Below are 16,539 nucleotides of genomic sequence, written 5' to 3' on the forward strand. Positions count from 1 at the left end.
CGGGGACGCGCTCGGTGGGTTACCCGTCCATTCCGGACGGGCCGGCCGGCAGCCGGTCGCGGATCGCGTCCATCACCGTGGAGTCGGTCAGCGTCGTCACATCGCCGAGGGAACGGTTCTCGGCGATGTCCTGGAGCAGTCGGCGCATGATCTTGCCCGAGCGGGTCTTGGGCAGTTCGGCCACGACCAGGATCTGCCGCGGCCGGGCGATCGGGCCGATCTCCTTGGACACGTGTGCCCGCAGTCGCCGGGCCACGTCCTCACCGCCCGCTTCGGCCGCGGCCTGCTCGCCGTCGGCGCGCAGGATCACGAACGCGACGATGCCCTGGCCGGTGGTCGGGTCGGCGGCGCCGACCACGGCGGCCTCGGCGACGAGCGGGTGGGACACCAGCGCGGACTCCACCTCGGTGGTGGAGATCCGGTGCCCGGACACGTTCATCACGTCGTCCACCCGGCCGAGCAGCCAGATGTCGCCGTCCTCGTCCTTCTTGGCGCCGTCCCCGGCGAAGTACCAGCCGGGGAAGCGCGACCAGTAGGTGTCGATGTACCGCTGCTCGTCACCCCAGATGGTGCGCAGCATGCCCGGCCACGGCTCGGTCAGCACGAGATAGCCGCCCGAGCCGTTGGGCACCGGCTTGCCCGCGTCGTCCACGACCTCCGCCGAGATCCCCGGCAGCGGGCGCAGCGCGGAGCCGGGCTTGCAGGTGCTCACCCCGGGCAGCGGGCTGATCATCTGGGCGCCGGTCTCGGTCTGCCACCAGGTGTCGACCACGGGGGTGCGGTCGCCGCCGATGGCGTGCCGGTACCAGATCCACGCCTCGGGGTTGATCGGCTCGCCGACCGATCCGAGCAGACGCAGGGAGGTCAGGTCGAAGCGGCCCGGGATCTCCTCGCCCCACTTCATGAAGGTGCGGATCGCGGTGGGCGCGCAGTACAGGATCGACACCTTGTACTTCTCGACGATCTCCCACCAGCGGCCCTGGTGCGGGGTGTCCGGGGTGCCCTCGTAGAGCACCGAGGTGACCCCGTTGGCCAGCGGCCCGTAGACGATGTACGAGTGGCCGGTGACCCAGCCGATGTCGGCGGCCGTCCAGTAGACGTCCCTTTCGGGCTTGACGTCGAAGACCGCCCAGTGCGACCAGGCGACCTGGGTGAGATAGCCGCCGGTCGTGTGCAGGATGCCCTTGGGGCGGGCCGTGGTGCCGGAGGTGTACATGATGTAGAGCGGGTGTTCGCTGTCGAACGCCTCCGGCTCGTGCTCGGCGGACTGCGCGTCCACCAGGTCGTGCCACCACACGTCCCGGCCCTCGGTCCACTCGACGTCCTGGCCGGTGCGGCGCACGACGAGCACACTGCGCACGTCGGGACAGCCCTTGACGGCCTCGTCCACGGCGGACTTGAGCGCCGAGGGCGCGCCCTTGCGGTAGCCGCCGTCGGCGGTGATCACCACACGCGCGTCGCAGTCGAGTATCCGGCCGCGCAGCGCGTCGGCGGAGAAGCCGCCGAAGACCACGGTGTGCGGGGCCCCGATACGGGCGCAGGCCAGCATCGCGACGACCGTCTCGGGGATCATCGGCAGGTAGAGCGCGACCCGGTCGCCGGCCCGAACCCCGAGGGAGAGCAGGGCGTTCGCCGCCCGGCTCACCTCGTCCTTGAGGTCGGCGTAGGTCAGTGTGCGGGTGTCGCCGGGCTCGCCCTCCCAGTGGAAGGCGACCCGGTCGCCGTGCCCGGCGCGCACATGCCGGTCGACGCAGTTGTCCGCGACGTTGAGCTTTCCGCCGGTGAACCAGCGCGCGAAGGGGGCGTTGCTCCAGTCGCGTACCCGGGTCCAGGGCTCGGCCCAGTCCAGCCGGGCGGCCTGCGCGGCCCAGAACGCCTCGCCGTCGGCGGCCGCCTCCTCGTAGGCGGCGGCGGTGACATTGGCGTGCGCGGCCAGCTCGGGGGGCGGCGGGAAGCGCCGGTCCTCCCTGAGCAGGTTGGAGAGTGTTTCTCCGCTCATGAGTGGGCTCCCTCCACCGGTCCGCCCCGCACGACGCCGGTCAGCGGGAAGACCGGTACGACCGGCCGCTTCCAGGTGCTGTTGGTGACGGAGGCGAACGAGGCGTACCAGGCGACGAGCGCGGTGACCAGGCCGATCCAGCCGCCGACCTTGGTGGTGCCGGTCGACTGGGCGAACTCGCCTATGGTCAGCACGACGAAGGTCGCGGACAGGGTGACGAAGACGGCCGCCAGGGCGCCGGTGGTGCGCAGGGCGGCGACCGTCATGTAGACGGTGAAGACCGCCCATATGAGGAGGTAGAGGCCGGTGGCCTGGTGTGCGGTCGCGGGCGGCAGACCGCCGACGACGAACTTCACGTAGAAGGCGTACGACAGCCAGAAGGCGCCGTACGAGGCGAAGGCCGTGGCGCCGAAGGTGTTGCCCTTGCGGAACTCCCACATACCGGCGAGCACTTGGATGAGCCCGCCGTAGAACAGCGCGAGCGGCAGGACCACCGAGAGCAGGTTCGCGTGGATGAGGTCGGCGTTGAAGGAGCTGAGCACGAAGGTCGTGGAGGCGAATCCGGCGAGCCCGAGCGGTCCGGGGTCGGCGATCGAGTCGGTCCTGGGCTGTGGAACGGGAGTGCTCATGTGGGGGTTCCCTCCTCGTCAGGAACGGCAGCGGAACTGCCGGGACCGTTTCCGGTCCCGCCTCCACGCTAGAAACCCGGACGGCTCACAGGACACCCGTGCACCAGAGGTGTCGCCCAGCGGTACGGTCCGCTCGCCGGACGGTCGTTCCAGTACGGTGAGCGGTCGATTACGGACAGCATGCGTCAGTGAAGCGGAGGTTCTTCCGCTTGCGCGGGCGGCCGGTCCGGGCGAGATTGCCCGGCGCTTCCACCGTTCCCGGCGGGTCGCGCGGCGCCGCCGGCGGGGTCCGGGGGCCCTGCGGGTCCGGCGGGAGTGCCCACGCCCACCGGACCACCGGCTCCCCCCGGCCCGCCGACCCCCACCGGTCCGCCCGTCCGGCCCGGGACGACCGTCCGCCGCCCGGCCGCCTTGCGCGCGGCGGCAGCGGCGCTCGCGGCCAGGGCGCCCTGCGGTACGGGCGGCAGGACGCCCGCCTCCTCCGGCAGGTGCATCCGCAGCATCACCCGGTCCACGGCCGCCGGGGACAGCCGGTGCCGGGTCAGCAGCGAGCCGGCCACCATGACCGTGAACGCCACCGGTACGGTCCACGCCGCCGGCTGTTCGAGCAGCGCGGCGGGCCAGCCGCGCCCGGGACCGATCACGCTGGTCAGCACCACCGCGACGGCGGCCAGGCCGCCGCCCGCGACCAGGCCGAGCAGGGCGCCGACGTCGGTCAGCCCGCGCCACCAGATGCCGAGCACCAGCAGCGGGCAGAAGGAGGACGCGGCCACCGCGAAGGCCAGTCCGATCGCGTCGGCCACCGGAAGACCGGTCGTCGCCGTCGCCATCAGCAGCGGTGGCACGCCCGCGATCAGCGACGCCCAGCGGAAGCCGCGGGTCGAGCCGCGCAGCAGGTCCTGCGAGACCACGCCGGCCACCGAGACGGTCAGCCCGGACGCGGTCGACACGAAGGCGGCGAAGGCCCCCGCGGTGGCCAGCGCCGCGAGCAGCCGCCCGCCCTCCCCCGCCTGTGTGATCTGCGGCAGCACCAGCACCGCGGTGTCGGTCCGCCCGGTGAGCAGCAGTTGCGGGGCGAAGATCCGGCCGAGCGCGCCGTAGACCGGCGGCAGCAGATAGAAGCCGCTGAGCAGCACCAGGACCAGCAGCGTGGTGCGGCGGGCGGCCCGGCCGTCGGGGTTGGTGTAGAAGCGGACCAGCACATGCGGCAGGCCCATCGTGCCGAGGAAGGTGGCCAGCAGGATCGAGTACACCGCGTACAGCGGGTGCGAGCGGCCGCCCGCGCCGGACAGCGGGCTCGCCCACATGGCGCCGGTCGCCGGTTTCAGGCCCGTCTTCTGCGGCACCGGCACCCCGGCGGGGAAGGTCAGCCGGGCGCCGGCCGCCGCCGCGTGCTCGCCCTTCACCAGCCGTACGGTCCCGGCCGGCCCGCCCGCCGTCCCGTACGCGGTCCCGTCCAGGCGGCCCCGGACGGTGATCGTGACCGGCGCGCGCACGTCGAAGCGGACCGGGTCCTCGATCCGGACGACGGTGGTGTGCGGGAAGACCGGGGTGTCGGGCCCGGTCAGGCTCGGCGATCCGGCCGCGCGCCAGGACAGGATCAGAAACACCGCGGGGACCGCTATGGCGGTCAGCTTCAGCCAGAACTGGAAGCCCTGCACCAGCGTGACGCTGCGCATCCCGCCCGCCGCCGAGACACAGACCACCGCCGCCGCGACGACCACCGCGCCGACCCACCGCGGCGCGCCGGTCACCGTCTGGAGGGTCAGGCCCGCGCCCTGCAACTGCGGGACCAGATACAGCCAGGCGATGACGGCGACCAGTACGCTCGCCACCCGCCGCACCGCCGTGGAGCCGAGCCGTTCCTCGGCGAAGTCCGGCAGCGTGTAGGCGCCCGAGCGGCGCAGCGGGGCCGCCACCAGCAGCAACAGCACCAGATACCCGGCGGTGTAGCCCACCGGGTAGGCGAGCATGTCCACGCCGTAGGCCATCACCAGGCCCGCGACGCCGAGGAAGGAGGCCGCCGACAGGTACTCGCCGCCGATGGCCGAGGCGTTCCACAGCGGGGAGATCTCCCGGGAGGCGACGTAGAAGTCGGAGGTGGCCCGGGACAGCCGCAGCCCGTAGACGCCGACGGCGACGGTCGCGACCAGCACGACGATCAGGGCGGTGAGGCCGAGCGCGGGGTTCACGGGATGTCAGGAGGTCCGGCCGGGGCGCCGGGGCCGGGGCCTGTGCCGGGGCCGCCCAGCAGATCGGTGAAGTCGCGCTCGACCCGCTCGGCGTGCCGTACGTGGAACCAGGCCGCCCCCACCAGCAGCGGATACGCGAGCGCCCCGAGCAGCAGCCACGCCAGCCGGATGCCGAAGACGTCCGCCGTACGCAGCCCCGGGGCCAGCGCGAAGGCCGCGGGCAGTCCGCCGAGCGCCACCGCGAGCACGGCCAGCACCCCCAGCGAGAGCCGCAGTTGGTCGCGGACCAGCGAGCGTACGTACACCTGGCCGAGACGCGGCTGGGTGTGCAGGTCCTCGGCGCCGGCGCGCGCGGACCAGCCGCCGTCCCGGTTGCGGCGTGGGCCCGAGACCGCGGTCCGGCGCGGGGGCGGCGGTGGATGCTGCGCGCCGCTCATGACGGCTCCTCCCCCGGCGCGGACGCCCAGCGCGTCAGCAGGTCCCGCAGCTCGCGGGTGTGGCGGCGGCTGACCGGGAGTTCGGCGCCGGCCGTCCGGACCGTCCAGTGCCCGGCGTCCGAGCGCAGTTCCTCGACGTGCCGCAACGAGACCAGATAGCGGCGGTGGATGCGCAGGAAGCCGTGCGGCGCCCAGCGTTCCTCCAGGGACGCCAGCGGGATGCGCAGCAGGGGCGCGTCACCGCCCGCGTGCAGCCGTACGTAGTCGCCCTGGGCCTCGACGTACGCGACCTCGTCGCGCGAGACGAACCGGGTGACGCCGCCCAGGTCGACCGGGATGCGCTCGACCACGCGCTCGGGGGCGACCGGGCCGGGCGCGCCGCCGCCCTCGATGAGGGCCGCCACCCGCCGTACGGCCTCGGCCAGGCGTTCCCTGCGGACCGGTTTGAGCAGGTAGTCGCAGGCCTTGAGGGCGAAGGCGTCGACGGCGAAGTCCTCGTAGGCGGTGACGAAGACGACGGCCGGCGGCTGCGCGAAGCGGCCGAGCACCCGGACCAGGTCGAGCCCGTCGAGGCCGGGCATCCGGATGTCGAGGAAGACCGCGTCGACGGTCCCGTCCTCCAGCCGCCGCAGCGCCTCGTCGCTGCTGCCCGCGGCGAGCACATGCCCGATCCGCCGGTCGCCGCGGAGCAGATACGTCAGCTCCTCCAGGGCGGGCGGCTCGTCGTCCACCGCCAGGACCCGCAGTGACGTCACGAGGCGTGCACCCCGGTCCGGTACTTGGGGACGCGGACATTGACCTTGGTGCCCGCGCCGAGCGCGGTCTCCACGACCAGGCCGTACTCGTCGCCGAACACCGCGCGCAGCCGCTCGTCCACGTTGCCGAGGCCCAGCGAGTCGCCGCCGGCCTCCCCGGCCAGCAGCGCCCGTACGTCCTCCGGGTCCATGCCCACGCCGTCGTCCTCCACACTGATCCGGCACTCCGCACCGGCGTCCTCGGCCCGGATCGTGATCCGCCCCGGGGTCGACTTGGGACCCAGGCCGTGCCGTACGGCGTTCTCAACGAGCGGCTGGAGGCAGAGGAACGGCACCGCGACCGGCAACACCTCCGGGGCGATCAGCAGGTCCACCCGCAGCCGGGCGCCGAACCGGGCCCGCTCCAGCCGCAGATAGCGGTCGACCGAGTGCAACTCCTCGGCGAGGGTACTGAACTCTCCGTGCTTGCGCAGGCTGTAGCGCGTCAACTCGGCGAATTCCAGGAGCAGTTCCCGGGCCTGGTCGGGGTCGGTACGGACGAAGGAGGCGATCGCGGTCAGCGAGTTGTAGACGAAGTGCGGGGAGATCTGGGCCCGCAGGGCACGCAGCTCCGCCTCGATCATCCGGGTGCGGGAGCGGTCGAGTTCGGCCAGTTCGAGCTGGGAGATCACCCAGTGGGCGACCTCGCCTGCCGCCCGGACCAGACCGGCCGACACCTGGCGCCCGTACGCCGACAGCGCGCCGACGACGAGGCCGTCGACCACCAGCGGGACGACGACGGCGCTGCGCACCGGGCAGCCCATGTCACCGCAGTCGATGACCTCGGCCGGGACCACCCAGGGGCGGCCGGCGTCCATGGCCTCCCTGGCGTGCTCGACGGCCTCGGCGGCGTGGCGGCGGCCGGGGCCCTCCCAGGCGAGCAGCACTCCGTCGCCGACCACGGCGAGGGCGGGGGTGCCGAGCAGGGCCCGCAGATGACGGGCGGCGCGCCGGGCCGACTCGGGGTTCAGACCCTCGCGCAGCGGCGGGGCGGCCAGGGAGGCGGCGTGCAGGGTGGCGAAGGCGGCCCGGTCGGCGGGGGTGCCGAAACCGCGGCGGCCGCGCACCAGCCAGAACAGCGCGGCCGCGGCTCCCGCGATCACCAGTGCGACCGACACGACGGTGACCACGGAACCCATCCGGGCATTATCGCCACGCGCGCCCCGGGAGAACACCTCCGGCACGCCCCCGCACATGTGTGCGGGGGCGCGGGCGGCGACCGGGCCCCGGGGTCACCGACGCGGGAGTGGGACCGATGATGGGCGACATGGACACCACGCACACCGCCGACGCCCCGCGCGACCGGCTCGACTTCTTCCCCTCGCCGTCCGGCAGCGGCCCCGCCCCCGCCGTCCTGGTCCTGCCGGGCGGCGGCTACGAGGTGCACGCCCCGCACGAGGCCGAGCCCGTGGCGCGCTGGCTCAACGGCCTCGGCCTGGCCGCGTTCGTCCTGCGCTACCCCGTCGCCCCGAACGGCGAGCCGGAGCCGCTGCGCGACGCGCCGCTGGAGGACGCCCGCGCGGCGATGCGGGCGATCAGGGAGGGCGCGGGCGGGTCCGGCGTGGACCCGTCACGTGTGGGCGTCCTCGGCTTCTCGGCCGGCGCGCATCTGGCCGCCGTGCTCGCGAGCGGGCCGCGGCCGGAGGGCGGGGAGCGCCCGGACCTGGCCGTGCTGTGCTACCCGCTGATCTCCTTCGCCCACCAGCCGCACGTGGGTTCGCTGCGGGCGCTGCTCGGCGAGGACGCCACGCTCGCGCAGCGGTGGGCGGCCTCGGCCGAGGCGTCCGTGCACCCGGACACACCCCCGGTCTTCTCCTGGCACACCGCGGACGACCGGACCGTCGACGTCGAGCACTCGCTGCGGTACGCCGCCGCCCTGAGCCGGGCCGGTGTGCCGGTGGAGCTGCACGTACTGCCGCACGGGCCGCACGGGTTGGGCCTCGCGCCGGAGGACCCGTATCCGGCACGGTGGACGGAGTGGTGCGCCGACTGGTTCGCGTCGCACGGCTGGCGCTGAGCCGACGGCCGGGCCCCCACCGAACGCGCGGTGGGGGCCCGGTGGCTGACGGGACGTCAGGCGGGTCGCCGTACGGAGGCCCTGGCCCTTCACCCGCTCAGCGTTGGCCGCTGTGGTACTGGAAGTCGATCCCGCACAGCAGCACCCGGTCGTCCGGCCGGCACGTGGCCTCGCGCGCCGGCTGCCCGTTCACCTGGCAGAGCAGCCGCAGCGGCGGGCGGGAGCCGGGCCACCCGGGCGCGCTGCGCACCCGTACCTTGGCCGAGCCCCGCTCGAAGAGGGCGGACAGATCCCGGTTCGTCTCGGTCTCCCCCTGGAGCGGTATCTCGACCCGGGCGCCTGTGACGCCCTCCGCGACGAGCATGCCGGTCATGGACGGGTGGGACCGCCGCCAGAAGGCGATCGCCAGGCCGACGACCAGGACGAACCCGACGACGGCCACCAGCCACCGCACGATGTCCAGGGACTTCCGTACGGTCCCGGTGACGGCCAGCGGGTCGCCGGCCGGCCGGTCGGCCAACTGCGTGCTCTGGCCGCCCAGATAGGTCTTGACGTCGGCGGCCAGCGGGGTGCTGACCACGCCGTCGACCGACAGCTTCCCGGTGGTGGACTCCTGGCCGGACGTCCAGCCGCTGCGGCTGCCGTCCACCGAGGCGACCGTGAGGGCGTAGTCCTTGTGCTGGCCGGCCGGCAGATCCGCCCGGTCGGGCAGCGGCTGGGTGAGGTGGACGCCGTCGGGCAGTCCGTTCAGCCGCAGTCCGGACAGACGCACCGGCAGCGACACGGTGGTCGCGGTCAGCCGCAGGTGCAGCACGCTGCCCGCGACCAGCGGGGTGCCCGGGTCGGTGCCGGGCCAGCTGACCGCGACTCCCTTGCCCGCGTCCGCGACGACGGCCTTCTTCGCCTGCCGGACCCGGGTGTCGTCACGGGCCTTGTCCAGCACCGAACTGAGGTCGTCGGTGGTCGGGTCGAGCATCTGGACGTGCGGCAGCACCTTGGCCAGCACGTCCTGGACGTCGCCGCCCTTGCCGAACGGCACCCCGTATCCGGTCAGGCTCTGCGAGCCGGGCAGCGAACCGGCCTCCTGGCGCAGCCGGGCCCAGCCGGGGCTGCCGAACGTCTTGTACTCGGGGTCGTCGGGCGCGTTGAGTTCGGCGTCGGAGAGCAGCAGCACCCCGGAGGTGGCCGTACCGCCGCGGCGCAGGCCGTCGAGCGCGGACTCGAAGCCGCGTCCGAAGTCGGAGGCGCCGCCGGTGGCGTGCCGGGGCAGCGCCTGCACCTTCTGCTGGGCCTGGGAGGGGGAGACCAGATCACAGACGTCGGCCCCGGTGCTGAAGGTGATCAGGCAGACCTGGTCCTGGGGGGTGAGGGAGGACAGGAACCGGGGCAGCACCTGGAGCACCCGGGCGTAGTAGCCGCTGGTCTCCATCGACCCGGACGTGTCGATCAGCACCGCGTAGTTGGCGCTCTGGCGGGCGGTGAGCTGGTTCAGCAGCGTCTCCAGACCGTCCGAGCCCTGGGCGCTCGCGGTGCCGGCCATCGGCAGCAGCGCGAGGGCGACCGAGGCCGCGGCGGCTCCGGCGGCACGCGAAAGGCGGGAGAGGGCGACCCGTGCGGCGCGACGGGCGTCGCCGGGGGTCGCGGTGAGGCTGGTCCGGTGGGGACGGAGCGCTGTCGCGGTGTCGGCACCGCGTCTGGGCATGACCATCATGGCCTTCTCATGGGTGTGTCGGTGGAGCAGGTCGGGTGGAGCGGCGGCGGCCGCCGTTGGGCACGGGAGCGGTCCGTGTCAGCGGTCGCCGCTGTGATTCCCCGACCTGCCGGTCGTGTGGTCCGGCGGGTCGTGGCGGGGGGGCCTGTGCAGGGCGGCGCGCACCCGGACCCAGCGGGCGCGCCTGATCCGGCGGCTCACCTCGGCGCGGTTGCGCTTCTCGCCCTCGATGAACCAGTCCGCCCGCCAGCCGGGGTTGCCCTCCACGATGGAGGTCAGCTCGCCGGCGGCGATCCGGTCGGCGAGCCGCCGCACATAGCGGTGGGCCTGCTCGGGCGAACAGCCGGGCAGCACGGCAAGCGCCCGTTCCAGCTCGTGGAGCAGGGGGTCGCGCCGGTCCGCCATGGCCCGGTTCCACCACCGGCCGACGGCGAGCGTGGCCTGCTCCTCGAACACGGTGAACACCAGCGGGACCCAGGCGTCGACGACGGTGCCGAGCGGGGTGATGTGGTTCTCGGTGACGAGGTGCAGCCGGGTGAGCGCTGCCTCCAGGTCGGGCGGTGTCACGGCGGCCTGGCGGCGGGGCGGCGGGCCAGGCTGCCGGCGCTGCTGCGACAAAGCCGACTGCTGTCCGGGCGGCGGGAGGACGGGCGGCTTGGGCGCCTGGCGCCTGGCCGCCTCCCGTTGCAGCCGCTTCTCCTCGGCCCTGCGCCGGCTCTCCTCGTCCTTGCGCCGGTTCTCCTCCTCCCGTTCCTCCCGCAGCCGGATCTGCTCGGCCCTGCGGCGGGCCTCCTCCTCCGCCCTCCGGGCGGCCTCCTCCTTGCGCCGCTCCTTCTCGTCGTAGTCGTCGATCAGCTCGCGGGCCGCATCGATCCGGCGCAGTTCGGTGAGGACGGCGTCGGCGGTCCGCCGGTCCGGCATCGTGCCGAGCGCGACCCGGGCCATGGCGTGCGCGGCGCTTCCGCGTTCCGGGGCGAAGTGCGGGTCGTCGCCGACGAGCCGGACGGCCTGGGTGTACTCCTCCTGGCCCGCGCGGTCCCAGAGCGGACCGAGCAGCGGCAGGCCCGTCAGGGACCGCAGGAGGTCGCTGAGCCCCCGGCAGCTGTCCCATGCCTCGTGCCAGCCGAGGAGTTCGGCGAGCCGGGGCGGGACCGGCCCGGCCGGGGCCGGCGCAAGCGCGGCGGGCCCCTCCCCCGGCCCGTGCGCCCGGTCCGGGGGGATCCGGTACGCGGCGGCGGCGCCGGACGCGGCCCGTTCCGCCCGGGCGACCGTCACCAGAGCGTCGAACAGCCGCGCGGTCGTGTGGAAGATCCGGCCCGCGTCGCCACCCCTGGTCGCCGCGTCGAGGACCAGGGCGGCCAGCGGGGCGTCCGCCGCCGGGAGGACCACCGCGGGGCCCTGCGGCCATCTGCCGAGCGGGCTCCACGCCGCCAGCCAGTACGGGGTGCCCGGTTCGTCGGGATCGAGGGTGCCGAGCCATGATCCGAGCGTCGCGGCGTCGTCGGCCTCGGCGCTCAGCAGGCCCAGGGTGAACGGCCGGTTCTCGCGCAGCGTCCGTACCGCCGGGCTGCCCGCGGTGAACACCTCCTGGCCGAGCGCGCGCACGCAGCCCACCACCTGCCCGAACTCGTAGCGCGCCTCGCCGTCCCCGGTCGGGCGGCCCGGCCGGTCGATCAGCGCGGCCAGCAGGTCGGCGGCCCGGCCCAGGCCCTTCGCCGTCTCCCACAGCCGGCGCAGCCGGTTCGCCCGGTGGGGGTCGCCGGGCCGCAGCGCCGGCATGGCGTCGGCCACCAGCTGGGTCATCGCGTCGGCCAGCGCCGGTTCGCTCCACTGGTACCGCAGTTCGTCGGTCAGCCGCGGGTCGTCGTGCGCCAGCGCGGCGCGGACGATGCCCTGCCATCCGGCGTGCGGCGGCTCGCCGTGCAGGGCCTGGAGCGCGTCCCGCAGCTTGGCGGGGGTGTCGCTGCCCTCCGCGATGGCCTGGTTCACGGTGTGCACGATGTCCAGGTCGTTCAGGCAGCCCAGGATCGCCTGGTGGTCGGTGCGCCGCAGGGTCTCGCGCCGGGCCCACAGGGCGTCGGCGACCTTGGCCGGCCCCAGCCGGTTGATGAGCCGGTGCAGCCGTTCGCGGTACGCGCCCGCGGCCCCCTGACTGGCCTTCGGCGGCCGGCCGAGGGCGATCGGGCGGCTGCCGGGCGGCGGCTGGGAGCAGAAGGCGAGCTGGGCCACCGGGGGGCGCAGGCTGTTGACGCAGGTGCCGACGCGCAGATCGGTGCGCAGCCCGTACGGCAGGAAGGCGGCCACCGCGTCGAGCACCGCCAGCCGGTCCTCGTGCCCGAGGTGCCCGGCGTGGGTGATGATCAGGCTGTCGCCGGTGAGCAGTTCGGCCGCCACGGCCGCCGCCCAGTGCGCGGCGGCGTCCCGTCTCCGCTCCGGCTTGTCCGAGGTGGCCTTGACCACCGCGGCGATGTGCTCGATCCCGGTCAGATACGACTCACCGGGCCTGCCGGGCGGCAGCGGCGCCTTCTGGGTGCTCTCCTGCGCGGCCGGCGGCAGCGTGATGCCGTCGACCGCCTGGAACAGCGTCAGATACGAGTGGTCGGGCTGCCCCGGGCCGTCCTGCTGCACCAGGAAGAACCGGGTGGGGACGACGGCCCGGCCGCTGTGGTCCCGGCGGCCGCCGTGGCTGCGGCGATCGGCGGGCTCCATCACGGAGACACCGATCCACCGCCCGGTCTCCAGGGCCCAGCCGCTGACGGTGACCCAGGGCAGGGCGTCGGCGCCGCGCTGTCCCTCCGGCGGGGGGTTCCCGGCCGACGAGGCCCGGATGTAGTCGTCGAAGGTACGGCGCTGCTCCTCGCCGCCGCTGTTGGCGATCACCGCGTACTCGCGCGACGAGCGCTCCTCCTTGCCGAAGAGGGCCCACAGTACGTCGAGGGTGCCGCCGCTCACGCCCGTCCCTGCTTTCTGAGGCCCACGAGCAGGGAGATCACCGGCTCCATCACGTTGTGCGGGCGGACGGGGCCGATGATCTGCTGCGTCCCGTCGGACTCGTCCACGTTCCCGAAGCGGCCGAGGTCGACCCCGCCCGCCGGGGAGGTACCGAAGCCGATCGAGGAGGTGGCGAAGAAGCGGATCCGGGAGGGGTGGAAGCTGGCCCGCAGCGCCTCGCCGACCTGCTGCATGGTGCCGCCGTGCAGATCCTTGGCCAGCCAGTCGAAGAACCCCTCCGGGTCCGGTACGACGGGTGTCCCGTGCGGCCCCTCGTCCGTCCAGCCGCCGCGCCTGGCCCGCTCGAACACCTCCGGGTCGTCGAACTTGGTGAGGCAGACGGATATGTGCTGCGGCAGATACGGCCCCTCCAGACGCCCGTCCTTCAGCGCCTTGCGGGTCAGCCGGGCCAGGGTCCCGTTGAGATACGCGAAGGACTTGCCCTCGGACGCCTCGCGGATCGGGTCGAAGAGGTAGACCAGACCGGCGGAGGCGGCCAGGTGGTCGGTGCTCCTCCTGGCCTCCAGGTCCTCGTTCAGGTCCTCGTAGGTGCCGCCCCCGACATCGAGCATGGTGAGCAGGAACTGCATCTCGTCGGCGCCGGGCCGGGGGCGTGCGAACAGCCGCCGGCGCTGGGCGTAGGGCGAACCGGCCAGGTCGCCGAGGAACCGCCAGCTGAACTCCACGGCGGACTGGGTCGCCTCGGGGAACTTCCGCTCGACCGACAGCAGGCGCGAGGTCTCGACCATGAATCTCTCCGACGCGTCGTCGGAGGCGATCACCTGCCAACGGCCGTAGGTGGAGGCGGTGTTGAACATCGCGAGCCGCAGTGCGCCCAGGAAGGTGGTCTTGCCCGACTCCTGGGAACCCCACAGGCCGATCCGCAGCCCGTCCCGGTCAGGGGTGTCGTGCGGCTCGGCCGGCAGGTCGAGCCGCAGCGACGCCGTGTCGTCCTCGAACCCGTCGACCGCGGGCGGTTCGGGCAGTTCCGGCCGGGGTCGGGGCAGCGGGCCCGGGAACCGGGTGTGTCCTGACTCGTCTTCGCTCATGTTTCCTCGTTCTCATTCCTGGTCCACGTGCCGAAGAGGGTGTCGCCGTCGTGGGCGTCGACCATCAGGCCGGGCGCGGTGCCCCGCATCCCGGCGGCGGCACGGACCGCCGAGGCGACGTCCTCGGCTCCGTGCGCGCCCAGTTCGAAGTAGTGCTGCCGGCCCAGTTCGCGCCAGGCGTGGCGGAGCCGGTCCAGGCTCTGTCTGCGCCAGCTGCGGGGCGGCGGGTACGGATCGTGGACGGCGACCACCCGCGCCCGCCTCCCTTCGCGCAGGCCGCGCAGGCTTTCCTCCCAGTCCCACCCGTGGGTGCACGGCAGGGCGAGATCACTTCCCTGGCGCCACGGGTGGGGCGGCCGGGAGCCGACGACCAGCAGGATGTGCCGGGCGTCCGCCCGCCACATCCGGGAGCGCGCCGCGGCGTACAGCGCGTCCTCCAGCGGCGCCGCGAAGGCGTGCCCCGCCGGCGCGGGCGGCCACGCCTTCAACTCGCGGGCCACGTCGTGGGCGCGCCCGGGGCGCGAGTACGTCAGCACGTCCTCGTCGGCGGACGCGCGGACCGGGCCGAAGGTGTGGCCGCCGTAGCCGATGGCCCCGACCCTGAGCCTGCTCGACTCGGGCCACTGCGCGGCCAGTTGTTCCAGCACCTCGGTCAGCAGCCCGGCCCTGCGGGCCAGATCGGCCGCGCTGCCGCCGAGTTCGAGCAGCAGCAGCAGATCGACGTCGGGCTCGGCCGCGGGGGCCGACCGGCCGAGCAGCAGATCCTCGTCGACCAGGGTCTCCACCACCGTGCCGGGCTCCGAGAAGCGCGGTCCGGCCGACGGGTCCAGGACGACGGTGACATCGGTCTGCCCGCCGGGACTGATCCGGACCTGGCCGGTGCGGACGACCGCCCAGTCCCGCGGGTTCGCGCCCCTGGCGACCACCAGCGGGAGGGCGAAGGTCGAGCGGGTCTCGTCCGGCGCGGCCCGCAGGGTCACGTTCACCGACAGCTCGCCGTCGTCCGGGAGGAGCGTGCCGGACGGGAAGAGCAGCAGGGGTTTGATCCGCTCCTGCGCGGAGGCGTCGACCTCGGTGCCGACACGGCGGGTGAGCAGCGCGTATCCGTGCCGCAACGGCACCCCGCGGCAGACGGAGGAGAGCAGGTCGAGCGGCGCCCGGTCGTCGGCCAGGGTGATCCGGGCGGTCGGCGGCACGGCGTGCGCGATCGCCCGCAGGGTCAGATCGGGCCAGCGCCAGCCCGGCGCCCCGCCCGCCAGCACCAGCGGCGCCGAACGGCCCTCGTCCCTGGCCGTCCTGAGCGCGGCGAGCAGACTGCCCGCCGCCCGGCCGATCGGCGCGTCCCAGACCAGATCGGCGGCGCGCGCGAGGCCGTTGGCGCCGTACGGAGGGGTCACGCCGATACCGCCGGCCAGCAGGAAGTCCCGCTCGGCCGCCGCGTGCGGCAGCCAGGGCGCCACCTCGGGCCAGGCGATCTCGGCGCGGCGGTCCTCCCGGGCGCACAGGCCGCCGCCGTGGTCGCGGACCAGGACGTCCGCGGTGAGGCCGGCGGCCGAGACGGTGAGGAAGTGCACGGCGTCGACCTCGCCCGCGGCCAGCGCGGTGAGCACGGACACCGCGCCCGACCGGTCCACGGGACGGCTCCCGGCCCCGGTGATGTCCTCGGCGGGGCCGGCGGACCGGCTCCGGTCCGCCGGAGGTACGGCGTCCCAGGCCGGCGGGGAGCGGCGCAGCAGGGCCTCCAACTCGGGCAGTACGCGCCCCCGTCCGGCCGGCCTGACCCGGTCCGGGGCCGCGCGCGAGGCCCGTAACGCCGCCCGCAGGTCCCATTGGGCGGCGGCGGACCGCTCACGGCGGCGCGCGGCGGCCGGGTCGTCGGGGAAGTCCCACTCGCAGACCGGGCAGGGCACGGCCCCGACACGGCTCCAGCAGACCGGGCACTGCCGGTCGGCGTCCTGCCGGTCCGGGTCGCCGGGCCATCCCCAGCGGTCCGGCTGCCCCTGGCGGGGGCGGCTCACCGTGCGGCCCCCACGGCGGACGGGTCGCGCCCGCCCGCGCGCGCGCCGTACGACGGCGCACGTAACCTACCCGTCAACTGCTCTCCCCCCTCAGGCCGGACCCCACGGGCCCGGCACGAGCGTTCTTCGCGTCACCGCGAGTGGCGAACCGCCGGTTCCGGCGCCCGCCGCACGGCCGCCTTCCCCCTGCGCCGCGTCCAACACCTACCGTCTGTCCCGCTCGGCCGGCCAGATACGCCGGCCCCTCTTTCCCCCAGCCCGCCGGCTGGGAGGTGCCCCCACCCGGCCTGTCGGGTGGCAGAAACCCCCACCCGGCCTGGTGGCTGAGAGGTGCCGCCACCCCAACCAGGCGGCTGGGGTGCCCCCACCGGATGGCAGGAGCCACCACACCCGCCCGGCGGGTGACAGGTACTCCCGCCCCGGACCGGGAGACAGAAGCCGCCCAGCCTGCGCGACAGGCTTCCCCAGCCCCACCCGGCAGGGACGAGTATCCCCAACCGGCGAGGACGGGTGTCCCACCCACCCCGACGGGAGCAGGTGCCCCAACCCCACCCGGCGGGGACGAGTATCCCCAACCCGGCAAGGACAGGTGCCCCACACCGACCCGGCGGAAGCAGGTACCCCAACCCGGCCCGGCAAGGACAGGTGACCCACCCACCCCGACGGAGACGGACATCCCGTGCCAGCCCGGCGGAAGCAGGT

11 protein-coding genes are annotated in these 16,539 nt (G+C 74.5%); 1 reads left to right on the plus strand and 10 read right to left on the minus strand.

Annotation, left to right across the window (positions count from 1 at the left end; all coding sequences use genetic code 11):
* Positions 1-19: 19 nt before the first annotated feature.
* The 6 genes from acs to OHA30_RS02405 all read right to left on the minus strand — a co-directional run bounded on the left by acs (position 20) and on the right by OHA30_RS02405 (position 7,190).
* Positions 20-1,999 carry an acetate--CoA ligase gene (acs, locus tag OHA30_RS02380; protein ID WP_328912100.1) on the minus strand — a complete coding sequence of 660 codons (1,980 nt, stop codon included), beginning with the start codon at positions 1,997-1,999 and terminating at the stop codon, positions 20-22.
* A complete protein-coding gene (locus tag OHA30_RS02385; RefSeq protein WP_328912101.1) occupies positions 1,996-2,628 on the minus strand; it encodes an acetate uptake transporter in 633 nt (210 codons plus the stop codon). The genes acs and OHA30_RS02385 overlap by 4 nt, the downstream gene beginning before the upstream one ends.
* A 185-nt stretch (positions 2,629-2,813) precedes the next feature.
* Entirely contained in the window at positions 2,814-4,820 is a 2,007-nt protein-coding gene (locus tag OHA30_RS02390; RefSeq protein ID WP_328912102.1) for a sodium/solute symporter, read from the minus strand.
* Positions 4,817-5,257: a hypothetical protein gene (locus OHA30_RS02395; protein WP_328912103.1), complete on the minus strand. Its 441-nt coding sequence runs from the start codon at positions 5,255-5,257 to the stop codon at positions 4,817-4,819. Before OHA30_RS02395 ends, OHA30_RS02390 begins: the two co-directional genes overlap by 4 nt.
* A complete protein-coding gene (locus OHA30_RS02400) occupies positions 5,254-6,012 on the minus strand; it encodes a LytR/AlgR family response regulator transcription factor (RefSeq protein ID WP_328912104.1) in 759 nt (252 codons plus the stop codon). The genes OHA30_RS02395 and OHA30_RS02400 overlap by 4 nt, the downstream gene beginning before the upstream one ends.
* Entirely contained in the window at positions 6,009-7,190 is a 1,182-nt protein-coding gene (locus OHA30_RS02405; protein WP_328912105.1) for a sensor histidine kinase, read from the minus strand. The genes OHA30_RS02400 and OHA30_RS02405 overlap by 4 nt, the downstream gene beginning before the upstream one ends.
* Positions 7,191-7,318: 128 nt before the next feature.
* Here OHA30_RS02405 and OHA30_RS02410 point away from each other — a divergent pair, with 128 nt between their 5' ends.
* Positions 7,319-8,068: an alpha/beta hydrolase gene (locus OHA30_RS02410; protein ID WP_328912106.1), complete on the plus strand. Its 750-nt coding sequence runs from the start codon at positions 7,319-7,321 to the stop codon at positions 8,066-8,068.
* A gap of 97 nt (positions 8,069-8,165) precedes the next feature.
* On the opposite strand, the gene OHA30_RS02415 is transcribed toward OHA30_RS02410, so the two are convergent.
* The 4 genes from OHA30_RS02415 to OHA30_RS02430 all read right to left on the minus strand — a co-directional run bounded on the left by OHA30_RS02415 (position 8,166) and on the right by OHA30_RS02430 (position 15,837).
* The gene (locus OHA30_RS02415; RefSeq protein ID WP_328912107.1) at positions 8,166-9,770 is read right to left on the minus strand and encodes a vWA domain-containing protein; all 1,605 of its coding nucleotides are present in this window, start codon (positions 9,768-9,770) and stop codon (positions 8,166-8,168) included.
* Between the two features lie 87 nt (positions 9,771-9,857).
* Positions 9,858-12,731 (minus strand): hypothetical protein, encoded by a 2,874-nt coding sequence (locus OHA30_RS02420; protein WP_328912108.1) that lies wholly within the window; start codon positions 12,729-12,731, stop codon positions 9,858-9,860.
* The gene (locus OHA30_RS02425) at positions 12,728-13,819 is read right to left on the minus strand and encodes a hypothetical protein (protein WP_328912109.1); all 1,092 of its coding nucleotides are present in this window, start codon (positions 13,817-13,819) and stop codon (positions 12,728-12,730) included. Before OHA30_RS02425 ends, OHA30_RS02420 begins: the two co-directional genes overlap by 4 nt.
* Positions 13,816-15,837, minus strand: coding sequence for a hypothetical protein (locus OHA30_RS02430; protein WP_328912110.1), 2,022 nt, complete (start codon positions 15,835-15,837; stop codon positions 13,816-13,818). Before OHA30_RS02430 ends, OHA30_RS02425 begins: the two co-directional genes overlap by 4 nt.
* Positions 15,838-16,539 lie beyond the last annotated feature (702 nt).

It is taken from the genome of Streptomyces sp. NBC_00223 (assembly GCF_036199905.1).
Classification (GTDB): domain Bacteria; phylum Actinomycetota; class Actinomycetes; order Streptomycetales; family Streptomycetaceae; genus Actinacidiphila.

What these genes read in the sequence shown, in the direction of transcription:
- acs (WP_328912100.1), bottom strand. Translation starts at nt 1,999, where the DNA reads ATGAGCGGAGAAACACTCTCCAACCTGCTCAGGGAGGACCGGCGCTTC.
- OHA30_RS02385 (WP_328912101.1), bottom strand. Translation starts at nt 2,628, where the DNA reads ATGAGCACTCCCGTTCCACAGCCCAGGACCGACTCGATCGCCGACCCC.
- OHA30_RS02395 (WP_328912103.1), bottom strand. Translation starts at nt 5,257, where the DNA reads ATGAGCGGCGCGCAGCATCCACCGCCGCCCCCGCGCCGGACCGCGGTC.
- OHA30_RS02405 (WP_328912105.1), bottom strand. Translation starts at nt 7,190, where the DNA reads ATGGGTTCCGTGGTCACCGTCGTGTCGGTCGCACTGGTGATCGCGGGA.
- OHA30_RS02410 (WP_328912106.1), top strand. Translation starts at nt 7,319, where the DNA reads ATGGACACCACGCACACCGCCGACGCCCCGCGCGACCGGCTCGACTTC.
- OHA30_RS02415 (WP_328912107.1), bottom strand. Translation starts at nt 9,770, where the DNA reads ATGCCCAGACGCGGTGCCGACACCGCGACAGCGCTCCGTCCCCACCGG.
- OHA30_RS02425 (WP_328912109.1), bottom strand. Translation starts at nt 13,819, where the DNA reads ATGAGCGAAGACGAGTCAGGACACACCCGGTTCCCGGGCCCGCTGCCC.